This is a genomic window from Aquimarina intermedia, assembly GCF_008124785.1.
Taxonomy (GTDB): Bacteria; Bacteroidota; Bacteroidia; order Flavobacteriales; family Flavobacteriaceae; genus Aquimarina; species Aquimarina intermedia.
This window is the reverse complement of the sequence record NZ_VNHU01000006.1, coordinates 232,201-242,746: the sequence shown is the minus strand read 5'-3', so window position 1 is coordinate 242,746 and position 10,546 is coordinate 232,201. Positions and strand designations below refer to the sequence as shown.

General features: G+C 34.2%; 11 protein-coding genes and 1 tRNA gene. 8 read left to right on the top strand and 4 right to left on the bottom strand.

From position 1 onward, the window contains the following. From BD809_RS10875 to BD809_RS10840, 8 genes are all read left to right on the top strand, one after another. Positions 1–567: PorP/SprF family type IX secretion system membrane protein (locus tag BD809_RS10875; protein ID WP_148782994.1), on the top strand; the 567-nt coding region annotated here is incomplete at its 5' end. An 816-nt stretch (positions 568–1,383) separates the two neighbouring features. Continuing rightward, complete coding sequence (locus tag BD809_RS10870) at positions 1,384–2,619, top strand: porin family protein (RefSeq protein WP_211356713.1); 1,236 nt, start codon at positions 1,384–1,386, stop codon at positions 2,617–2,619. 273 nt (positions 2,620–2,892) lie between these two features. Continuing rightward, the gene (gene idi / locus BD809_RS10865) at positions 2,893–3,411 is read left to right on the top strand and encodes an isopentenyl-diphosphate Delta-isomerase (protein ID WP_148782993.1); all 519 of its coding nucleotides are present in this window, start codon (positions 2,893–2,895) and stop codon (positions 3,409–3,411) included. Further along, the gene (locus BD809_RS10860; RefSeq protein WP_148782992.1) at positions 3,408–3,818 is read left to right on the top strand and encodes a 6-pyruvoyl trahydropterin synthase family protein; all 411 of its coding nucleotides are present in this window, start codon (positions 3,408–3,410) and stop codon (positions 3,816–3,818) included. The genes idi and BD809_RS10860 overlap by 4 nt, the downstream gene beginning before the upstream one ends. Next, positions 3,818–4,279 (top strand): peroxiredoxin, encoded by a 462-nt coding sequence (locus BD809_RS10855; protein ID WP_148782991.1) that lies wholly within the window; start codon positions 3,818–3,820, stop codon positions 4,277–4,279. Before BD809_RS10860 ends, BD809_RS10855 begins: the two co-directional genes overlap by 1 nt. Beyond that, the gene (locus tag BD809_RS10850) at positions 4,272–5,249 is read left to right on the top strand and encodes a type I phosphomannose isomerase catalytic subunit (RefSeq protein WP_148782990.1); all 978 of its coding nucleotides are present in this window, start codon (positions 4,272–4,274) and stop codon (positions 5,247–5,249) included. The genes BD809_RS10855 and BD809_RS10850 overlap by 8 nt, the downstream gene beginning before the upstream one ends. 34 nt (positions 5,250–5,283) lie before the next feature. Further along, positions 5,284–5,550 (top strand): hypothetical protein, encoded by a 267-nt coding sequence (locus BD809_RS10845; protein WP_148782989.1) that lies wholly within the window; start codon positions 5,284–5,286, stop codon positions 5,548–5,550. Between the two features lie 57 nt (positions 5,551–5,607). After that, positions 5,608–5,681: transfer RNA gene (locus BD809_RS10840), tRNA-Thr, on the top strand. A 56-nt stretch (positions 5,682–5,737) separates the two neighbouring features. On the opposite strand, the gene BD809_RS10835 is transcribed toward BD809_RS10840, so the two are convergent. The 4 genes from BD809_RS10835 to BD809_RS10820 are packed head-to-tail and all read right to left on the bottom strand — an operon-like array spanning position 5,738 to position 10,526. Further along, positions 5,738–6,466, bottom strand: coding sequence for a DUF4369 domain-containing protein (locus BD809_RS10835; RefSeq protein ID WP_148782988.1), 729 nt, complete (start codon positions 6,464–6,466; stop codon positions 5,738–5,740). 59 nt (positions 6,467–6,525) lie between these two features. Further along, complete coding sequence (locus tag BD809_RS10830; protein WP_148782987.1) at positions 6,526–7,830, bottom strand: DUF819 family protein; 1,305 nt, start codon at positions 7,828–7,830, stop codon at positions 6,526–6,528. 19 nt (positions 7,831–7,849) lie between these two features. Beyond that, positions 7,850–9,712 carry a M61 family metallopeptidase gene (locus BD809_RS10825; RefSeq protein ID WP_170251863.1) on the bottom strand — a complete coding sequence of 621 codons (1,863 nt, stop codon included), beginning with the start codon at positions 9,710–9,712 and terminating at the stop codon, positions 7,850–7,852. A 4-nt stretch (positions 9,713–9,716) separates the two neighbouring features. Further along, the gene (locus BD809_RS10820; RefSeq protein WP_148782985.1) at positions 9,717–10,526 is read right to left on the bottom strand and encodes an HAD family hydrolase; all 810 of its coding nucleotides are present in this window, start codon (positions 10,524–10,526) and stop codon (positions 9,717–9,719) included. Between the last annotated feature and the right edge of the window lie 20 nt (positions 10,527–10,546).

The window sequence follows — 10,546 nt, the reverse complement described above, 5'->3', positions numbered from 1 at the left end:
ATTAATTTACAGGAGCTTAATAAATATAATACGGGAGATCCATTATTTGGTACTGATATAGATAATAAGTTTAGTCCTAATGTTGGATTGGGAGTGTATTACCATACGGATCGCTTCTATTTAGGTGTAAGTACGCCAAATTTATTAGAGACCGAACATTTTGACGAGAGTAATATTTCCAGTGATAGCGAAGGCATAAGTTTTTTGGCTAAGGAACGTATTAATTATTATATCATTGCCGGTCATACGTTTGATTTAAGTGATGATCTTAAGTTTAAACCAGCGGTATTATCCAAAATAGTCTTTGGAGCACCCTTACAGGTTGATGTATCGGCTAGCTTTTTATTATATGAGCGTGTAACCTTGGGAGCTGCATATCGTTGGAGTGCTGCGGTAAGCGGACTGGTAGGCTTTCAGATCTCGGATGCAATGATGTTAGGTTTCGCCTATGATAAAGAGACTACCGAGTTGGGTAATACACAATTCAGTGATGGGAGTTATGAAGTGTTTTTACGCTTTGAACTCTTTAGAAAATATAACAGAATGTTAACCCCTCGTTTCTTTTAAGAGATATTAAATTCTAGATTTATAGTTTAACTAGTCTCTACTGGATCTGCATAATTGATTCTTTTTCTTCCTTCATACAACAATAAAAATTAATCGTTAGAAATTTTAAGTTCTAGGCTCACCGCTATTTTTATAAGGTTTTTGTTATTCATTTTTATTAAGTGAAGCGGTTTGCCAGATAGTAACACCATCTATCTTTTGAAAACTTTCTATATCATCCTTTCTTACTTAATGATTTTAATACGATCAACTAAACCAGTCATCAGTGCATGTTTAAGCTATAAAGGGAAATCGTTTGTGTGCAGAGTACAATCAAAAAAAAATGATATAGAAAGTTTTTAGAAGATTATGGTAATAGAATAACTATTGTAAAATTACAACCGCGAATTTGCAGTATTTCTTATCAAAATCTAAATGAATATGCAGCACGAATGTATCGTCAGGATTTGATTTGGTTATCAATGGTTTAAAAGTCCGAATACTAGCCAAAGTAACTATCTGAGAATCAAAGCAGAGTTAGCCTAACTGTATGATAATTTTTTGTTAGAATTTATTGATTAGCAAGCTGTCACAAAATGATATGCAGGAATTTTTATGTTCTCTTTTACTTATACAGTCTAGCTTTATTAGTTTGTCAATTTCGCTTTTTTTTTGGAAGTTTAAGTGAATTGTTTACATTTGACAGATGTTAAATAATTCTTAATAAATCTGTGTTGCTAATTAGAAATTTTTCCAGATTTTAATAAAACAATACATTCTCAGATTAAAACAACATTTATAATTTTTCTCAACCAATACAACAAATCTTATAACCTTATGAAAAATCACTTACTCTTTTTATTTGTGTCAATTTTAAGTATCAATTGTTATTCTCAAATCTCTTTTGAAAAAGGATATTATATCAACAATTCCGGACAAAAGTTTGATTGCCTTATTAAGAATTCTGATTGGAAAAATAATCCTGATACTTTTGACTACAAAATTTCCGAAGAAAGTAAAATAGAAACGGGACGTCTTGGATTAGTTAAAGAATTTGGAATTTACGGTGTCTCTAAGTATTCTAGAGAGGTGGTACAAATAGACAGATCAAGTGATAAACTTATTAATCTTAGTTATGATAAAAATCCAAGTTTCAATGAAGAGCAACTTTTTTTGAAAATACTGGTTGAAGGTAAAGCTAATTTGTATTTATATGAAAATGGAAGTTTTAGAAAGTATTTTTATAACATAGACAATAGTAAAGTTGAGCAATTGATTTATAAAAAGTATAAAGTTTCTCGTGATCAAGTAGGAAGTAACAATAGATTTAGACAGCAATTATGGAATAATTTAAAATGCTCGACAATTACAATTAACAAGGTTGAAAACTTAAAGTATAATAAAAAGGAATTAATTAAATTTTTTGTTCAGTATAATGAATGTATTAATCCGGATTTTAGAAATTATATAGAGAAACACAAGAAGAACCATTTTAACTTAACGCTTAGGCCTAGATTGAGCAATTCCTCGTTAACGATACAAAATTCTAGCACAAACTCTAGTGCTAGAAATACAGATACGGATTTTGGAAACAAATTGGGTTTCGGTTTTGGAATAGAAGCTGAATTTATCTTACCCTTTAACAAGAACAAATGGGCTATTTCCATTGAACCTACTTATCGAAGTTTTAAAGCCGAAAAAACGACCGATGTAAATAATCTATCCGGAGGAAAACTTATTTCAGAAGTTGATTATAAGTTTATTGAAATTCCTATAAGCTTACGACACTATTTTTTTATTAGTAACAATTCTAAAGTTTTTGTCAATGCCTCTTATATTTTTGATATAGATTCAAATTCGTCACTCGAATATAAAAGATCCGATGGGTCCAAATTGAATTCTTTAGATGTGAAAGGTCGTGACAACTTAGCTTTGGGAATTGGTTATAATCTTAATAACAAATATGTTTTAGAGATTAGGTATCAGACAAGCAGAGAGATTTTAGATAATTATGTTTTTTGGACCTCGGATTATAAAACTTTATCGATAATTTTTGGATATTCTATATTCTAAAAATAGGTCGAAACCAAACGTAAACTATTTTTTAACAGCTACATATTTTATGCGCTGAGTTTTAAGCTAACTATTATTTCTAAGACTACCGCCTCAAATCTTATGGGAGGATAAAATATGTTAAAAAGGTGAATTTAGAGTGAAGCTTCCTTCTTATTATGTATTCTATATTTATTATGATGTTTTTTGGTATGGGAATATTATAACAGGTCTTGTGGCTATTGGATTATGATTTGGTAATGCGATTTTGTAATTTTGACACAATACAATCGCATGGAAGAAGAAAAGGTTATTTTAGTTAATGAACAAGATGAGCAAATCGGTTTGATGCCAAAAATGGAGGCTCACCAAAAAGCAAAACTGCATCGTGCTTTTTCTGTATTTATTTTGAATAAAAAGAACGAACTGATGCTTCAGCAACGAGCTTTGCGTAAATATCATTCTCCCGGACTTTGGACCAACACCTGTTGTAGCCATCAGCGAGAAGGTGAAACAAATATAGCCGCGGGTAGACGTAGACTACAGGAAGAAATGGGATTTACTACAGATTTAAAAGAAACTATTTCTTTTATTTATAAAGCCCCTTTTGATAATGGATTGACAGAACATGAGTTTGATCATATTCTTGTAGGAACTTTTGAAGATCAACCTACCATTAATCCTGATGAAGTGGCTGCATGGAAATGGATGTCTATAGAGGATGTTCGTAATGATATCGAACAGCGCCCGGATCATTATACTGCTTGGTTTAAAATTATTTTTGACAAGTTTTATTCGCATATTGCCTTATGAAAATAACAGCATGTAGAACCGCACATTTTAATGCAGCGCACCGGCTGTACAGAAAAGACTGGAGTGACCAAAAAAATAAAGAAATTTTTGGCAAGTGCAGTAATCCGCATTATCATGGACATAACTATGAGCTAATTGTTGCGGTAAGTGGGGAAATTGATACAGAGACAGGGTATCTGATTGATCTGAAAATTTTGAAAGATTACATTCGTACAGAAGTGGAAGATCCTTTAGATCACAAAAATCTCAACGAAGAGGTACCAGAGTTTAAAGAATTAAACCCTACCGTAGAGAATATTGCAGTGGTTATTTGGAGAAAATTAAGAAATAAATTACCGGCAAAGTTTGACATTGAAATTACATTATATGAGACGCCACGTAATTTTGTTATTTACAAAGGAGAATAATGGGTTTGAATATTGGAGATAAGATTCCTGAGTTTACGGGAAAAGATGATAGCGAAAAAGCGTTAAATAGTAAGGACTTAATAGGTGTCAAGCCCTTTGTTATCTATTTTTATCCAAAGAATTTTACACCCGGTTGCACTAAGGAGGCTTGTGATTTTAGAGATAACTACGAGGAATTTGAGGAGTATGGAGTAGAAGTGATAGGGGTAAGTGGAGATTCAGTCAGTTCTCATCAAAGATTTAAAGCAAAATACAAATTACCTTTTCAGTTTATTTCTGATTCAAACGGTGAGCTACGTGAACTTTTTGGTGTTGAATCGCGTATGCTGGGTTTATTACCGGGTCGTGAAACCTTTGTCGTAAATCGAGATGGTATTCTTGTATTCAAATTTAATAGTATCAAAGCTACGCATCATTTTAAAATGGCGATTACCAAAGTAAAGGAACTGGTTAATGAATAAAACACCGTTATATATACTTCAATTTGAACCAATTTTAAAAGAAAAAATTTGGGGAGGTAGTAAGCTCAGAACAGTGCTAGGCAAAAAATCTATTTCAAATAGATTAGGAGAAAGTTGGGAGATCAGTGATGTAGAAGGAGAGAGTTCGATTATTAGTAACGGACCGCTAGCGGGGAAATCATTGTCTGAAGCTATACAATTCTTTGCATCAGACTTATTAGGCGAGAAGAACCTTGAGCGTTTTGGTGAGAAGTTTCCTTTGCTCATTAAGTTTATAGACGCTAAAGAAGATTTATCAGTACAATTGCATCCCGGGGATGAAGTGGCTAAGGTCAAGCATAACTCTTTAGGTAAGACAGAAATGTGGTACGTGGTTCAGGCTGATGAAGGATCTAACATCATAGTGGGCTTCAATCAGATAGTGGATAGTAATTCATATCAACGACATGTGAGTCAAAAAACTATCAAAGATATTTTACATTATGAATCGGCTAAGAAAGGGGATGTCTTTTTTGTATATGCAGGTCTTATCCATGCCATTGGTGCTGGAGTCTTACTAGCTGAAATTCAGCAAACCTCAGATATTACTTATCGTATATATGATTGGGATCGTGTGGATGATTCGGGTAACAGTCGGGAGCTACATCAGCAGGAGGCATTAGAGGCTATTGATTTTGCTGGCACCGACAAATTTAAAGTTGAGTATACTGCTCAACCAAATACAAATGTCCCATTAGTTCATTGCCCTCATTTCAAAACAGAATTGATTGAGGTTACAAACACAAAACAGCTTTCTCACTTAACTTTGGATTCATTTGTTATTTATATGTGTGTAGAAGGAGAAGTTAAAATTAAAGCAACAAGCAACACTATAAAACTAAAAGCCGGTCAAACAGCATTAGTTCCGGCAATGATAAAAGAATTAACGCTATCTGCGCAATTTTCGAAAGTTTTACAAGTGTACATTTAATTGAAAAGAGTAGTTTTGCATAAAATTTTATATAATGGCAAATAAAAGAGATCTTAAGAAAGATATTAATTACGTTTTGGGTGATATAATTGAGGCTGTATATTTATGGCAAGTGCATAACCCGGAAGCTGATAAGAAGGCATCAGAAGAAATAATTACTGATGCTATCAATACGTTTGATAATTTAATGGTTCGTGTGAACGAAAGAAAAGTTGAGAATTATTCAGCTCATTTCAAAGCAGTGCGCGAAGATTTAGAAAAGAATGCGATTGAATTGATCGAAAAAGTAAATTCTTTGTAATTTTTTTTAAAAAGTATTTGCAAATATAAAATCAAAAATTATATTTGCAGCCGCTTTGCCGATGTAGCTCAGCTGGCTAGAGCAGCTGATTTGTAATCAGCAGGTCGTGGGTTCGAGTCCCTCCATCGGCTCTAAAAGCAAAACTCCAGATGATTCATCTGGAGTTTTTTATTTAATTTTTTCTCACTTATTCCTTAATCTCACTATACGCTTCCTGGGCTTTGCGATCTTCGATATATTGAATAAGTTGCTTCCCATACATCGACTTTTTTACTCTCGGACTCATTGCTTTGGCAATAGTATCAAGGAAGTTTAAATTAGCGTCAAAAATTTCATTGAGGGTAACATAAGGAGATACTTCAAGCTTTCGGTTGGTCACAGCAAAATTGATGGTGTACAAGTATTTTTGTCTGAGTAGTTTCTTATAAGCAGCATCGTTTTCCATGAGCTTTTCCTGATCATTTTGTTTCCCCGCTTCAAAATTTTCCTTTATTAGCCTTAGGTTACGATCATTGAAACGTTGGTTCATTTTTTTGAATTCCTGAAGTTTCATTTCGTTCTTCCCACCCTTTATTTTAACATCTTTTTCAAACGCCATTAAAGTGGTGTTAATCGTTATTTCACCTGGTTCTGCAAAGAAATTCAACCGGTCATTATAAGGTACCCCATCCTCCTTGTCAAGAAAGAGATACATTACTTCTGGTTCTTTAATATCCGTAGACATAACAAAGGTTGGATCTCCCTCTACCACTACAGAGTCAACATTCACAAGAATAGTATCTTGAACTTTCTGTAAATAGACGGTTCCTTTTTTGAGTCCTTTAATAGTACCATTAATTATAACATTTCCTTTTTTAGGAGATGAACAGCTTATAAGTAAGCAACACATGGTAAGAATAGTAATATAGTATTTCATTGATGGTATTTGGTTTAATTTGAACTTGTGACAAAGATGCTATAATTTGAAATAGTATACTAACCGACTGCAGCAATTTCCATTAATATTGTGCATAAAATTGCGCCATAGGTTCCAACTACATAACCAAAAACTGCTAGTAGTACACCAACTGTTGCTAGTGAAGGATGAAATGCAGCCGCCACTACCGGTGCCGATGCTGCTCCGCCAACATTTGCCTGGCTTCCAACGGCCAGAAAGAAATAAGGGGCTTTTATTAACTTTGCAATTCCAATTAAGAGCCCAGCATGAATAGTCATCCAAACAAGCCCTATGGCTAAAAGACCAGGGTTTTCAAAAATCATCCCCAGATCCATTTTCATACCAATTGTTGCTACCAAAATATAGATAAAAATACTTCCTAACTTACTTGCTCCCGCACCTTCATATTGTTTTACTTTTGTATAAGATAATAGAATGCCAATCGCGGTAGCGATAGTAATCATCCAAAAGAATGTGGAAGTAAAAGAGGATAGAGCCGAACTCTTATCGTTAAATACTGAGAAGTTTTCTGATAAGAAGGAAGAAATTCCTCCTGCTCCCCAATGTGCAAGTCCCACTGCTACAAAGGCTATTGATAGCATAATAATGTAGTCTGTAAGACTAGGTGTTCTAGAAATACTTGCCGTATAATTAGCTACTTTATTTTTTAAAGCTTCAATGGCCGTGGTATCAGCTTTAAGCCACTTATCTATGGCCTTACTGCGATCAATGCCGATGAGTATAATTGCCATCCAAATATTCGCTATAACGATATCCACCAATACCATTCCTCCGTACTTATCGGGATTGTATTGGTAAATTTCAAGCATGGCAGCTTGGTTAGCTCCCCCACCAATCCAACTACCGGCCAGTGTTGAGAGCCCTCGCCATACTGCATCGAATCCAATGCCTCCCAATGTATCAGGAGATACGAGCGATATGAGTAAAATTGCGATAGGACCACCAATTATAATACCCACTGTCCCAGTAAAAAACATAATTAAGGCTTTCGGACCCAAATTGAAGACGCTTTTGAGGTCAATGCTCAAGGTCATCAGAACTAGGGAAGCAGGTAATAAATACCGGCTTGCAACATAATACACATTTGAGGATTTTTCTATCAGGTTTCCGTTATCGTCTAGCGCACTCCACTCTGGCGATATTAATCCAACGGAATTAAATATAGCTGGTAGAAGGTAGCATAGTAATAGTGCAGGGACATATCTATAAAATGATCTCCAAAAAGTACTGGTGAGTGACGTTGTATAAAATACCAGACCTAAACAAAGCATCAGGATTCCAAAAACTACAGTATCATTGGTAAAATAAGGTGTGTTCTCCATGAGTAAGCGTCTTAATTATTTATTCATTAATCCAATTCTTAAAAACAGTTTCTTGTTGTTCAGAAGAATTTTCCATTTCTTTGATTATAGAAACCGTTCTTGTAGGTGCACTGAGGGTTGCTCTAAGTATTAGGGTTTCTAATCCACGTTTAATTTTGAATTCTTTTATAGTTCCTACCTTCCATTGATTAGCGTCCGCAAATATTTCATAAAAATTAGCAGGGGTATATTTTTTAGTATCTATTGCCAAAAGTACATCTTGATTTTTTATACCCAAACTCTGTAGAAAAGAATTATTTATTATGTGATCGTTGAAACGTATTTCGTTTTTTACTTGATCGGATTCGAGTAGGGGTTGTGTCTCGTGAATAAAGTATGAGGTAGGAACCTGTTTTTTAGTTAATTCTAATCCAGCTTTATTAAGATATTCATTATACTCAATTGCTATATCATTATCGACATGATTTTCAAGAAACGTTACTACCGAAGGATATGATAATGTTCTGATCGTAGAAAAAAGTGCGTCATCCTTAAAGGGTGTAGTACTTCCATATGAGCTAATAAGACTTTTAAGCAGGTCTAGAATTCCATAGGCACCTTTGCTTTCTTCACGCATGATCAGATCTATACACATTGCAATTAAAGCACCTTTTTGATAAACATTAGGATAGTGACTCTTATAAGGTTCTTTCAGAATATTCTCACTTAATTTTGTAAATGCTATAGCATCGAATTGTGCTGCAGTATTTATTTTAGTAATAATTCTGTTATAAAATTCTTCTTTTGATAGCAAACCTTGATCAATTTGAAAAAGTATCGAAAAATATTCTGTCACACCTTCGTATAACCATAAATGCTGTGACATTGTAGGATTTTGATAGTTGTAGTTCTGTACCTCTTCTGAATGCAGATGAAGCGGAGTCAAAATATGAAAAAATTCATGAGAGATAATATCTGTCAATGAGGCCTCTAAATTATCAGCGGATAGAGATTCTGGTAACACAGCGAGCGTGGCGTTGTGGTGTTCTAAAGCTCCATATCCTCGAGCATCGTTGTTGGCTGAACTAGAAAGGTACAATAGAATTGAATATTGGGTAGGGCTTATAAAGTTTCCTAAAAAATTCTTCTGTGCCTTTAAAATTCTTTGCAAAGATGGTTGGATGGTTTTAGACCTATGCCTTTTTTTGGGGGAATAGGTGCTCAGATGAAAAGCCGTTTCATCTATTGTAAATTGTTCTGGTGCCGCAGTTTGATACATGATAGGACTATCAATTAAAGAAGCGTAATCTTTAAATAAAAGTTTATCTATTCCATATGGTAACGTGTTTTCTTGGTTGGCTTGTTCAGTCTGAGAACCATATAAATGAGAAGGGTATTTAATCAACACTGTATGCTCTTGCCATTGAGACGATTCAAAATAGCCTATTATACCATGGAGATTGAGCAGGAAAAGTTGATTTTCTTCATAACTTGATCCTGTTGGTGAAAATATACTATGTTGTTCTTCACTATCATACGTGTCGTGAACCCAATAGCTAATTTTATCTATTCTTGTAGCTTCATAGAGTATCCACTGATTTTGATTGATCTTTTCTGTCTTTAATTGTACGCCTTCTTTAGTGAATGCTGTAAATTCTTCTACGAATTGACCATAGTTTGCCAAAGTATAGGTTCCTGGTATAATTGCAGGAAAACTAAAGAGCAAGGTGTCTTGTGATACGTTATTTGGATGATAGATTACTTGAATTTTGTCATCTTTTACCGTAGTTAAATCAATGGATGCCAGAATCGGAGAAGCATACACATAAGGTGCTGGTTTGCTGGTTTTACATGCAATAGCTAAAAGTATTATACTCAGAAATAACCCTAATCTTCTCAACACAGTTTTATAGTAAGATATGATCTTTAATAAATTGGGCAACCCCATCCTCTTTTGCAGGGAGTGTGATATGTTGTGCCGCTTGTAATGTTTCTTTTTTTGCATTTGCAACCGCAACTCCCGTACCTACAGCTTCGATCATTTCTATATCATTATAATTATCACCAAAAGCTAGTGCATCACTGATATCTATTTTGTAGTGAGATGATAGTATATTTTGAATTGCTGTCTTTTTAGAAATTGATTTTGATGCTATCTCAATATAGGTGGTTTTAGAGCGATAGAGATGAAGTTTGTTTTCAAAATTTTGCTGTAAGTATTCAAACATTGTATCAACACTCTCCTCATCACCCATGCACATAATCTTATGTGCTCCTTTGTGCTCTCTTTTCCATGTATCAACAGTAGTTCTTAAATTTTGTACCACTGGAGTGACCTTTGTATTTGCGGCTTCTCGTTGTGCCCAAAAATCATTATTCGGGACATACCATTCATTAGCATGATACAAACTTAGATGCAAATTTATACTAGTTGCTTGTTGCGTTATTTTATGCACATCTTCAATCGGTATAGTGGTTGAATGCAGTATGTTATTGTTGTGGAGAACAAGTCCGCCGTTGTAACAAATTAAAGGTTGATTCTCAATTCCTAATTGTTTTTGTAAATGCAACATACCACTTGGCATTCTTGAGGAAATTAAAACGACAGGAATCTGCGATTTGATTCGAAGGATCTCACGAATAGTAAAATCGGATAATTCTCGATCAACATTTAAAAGGGTTCCGTCAATATCAGTAAATACAATGCGATACGGCATCTAGTAAAAATTTAAGTCGA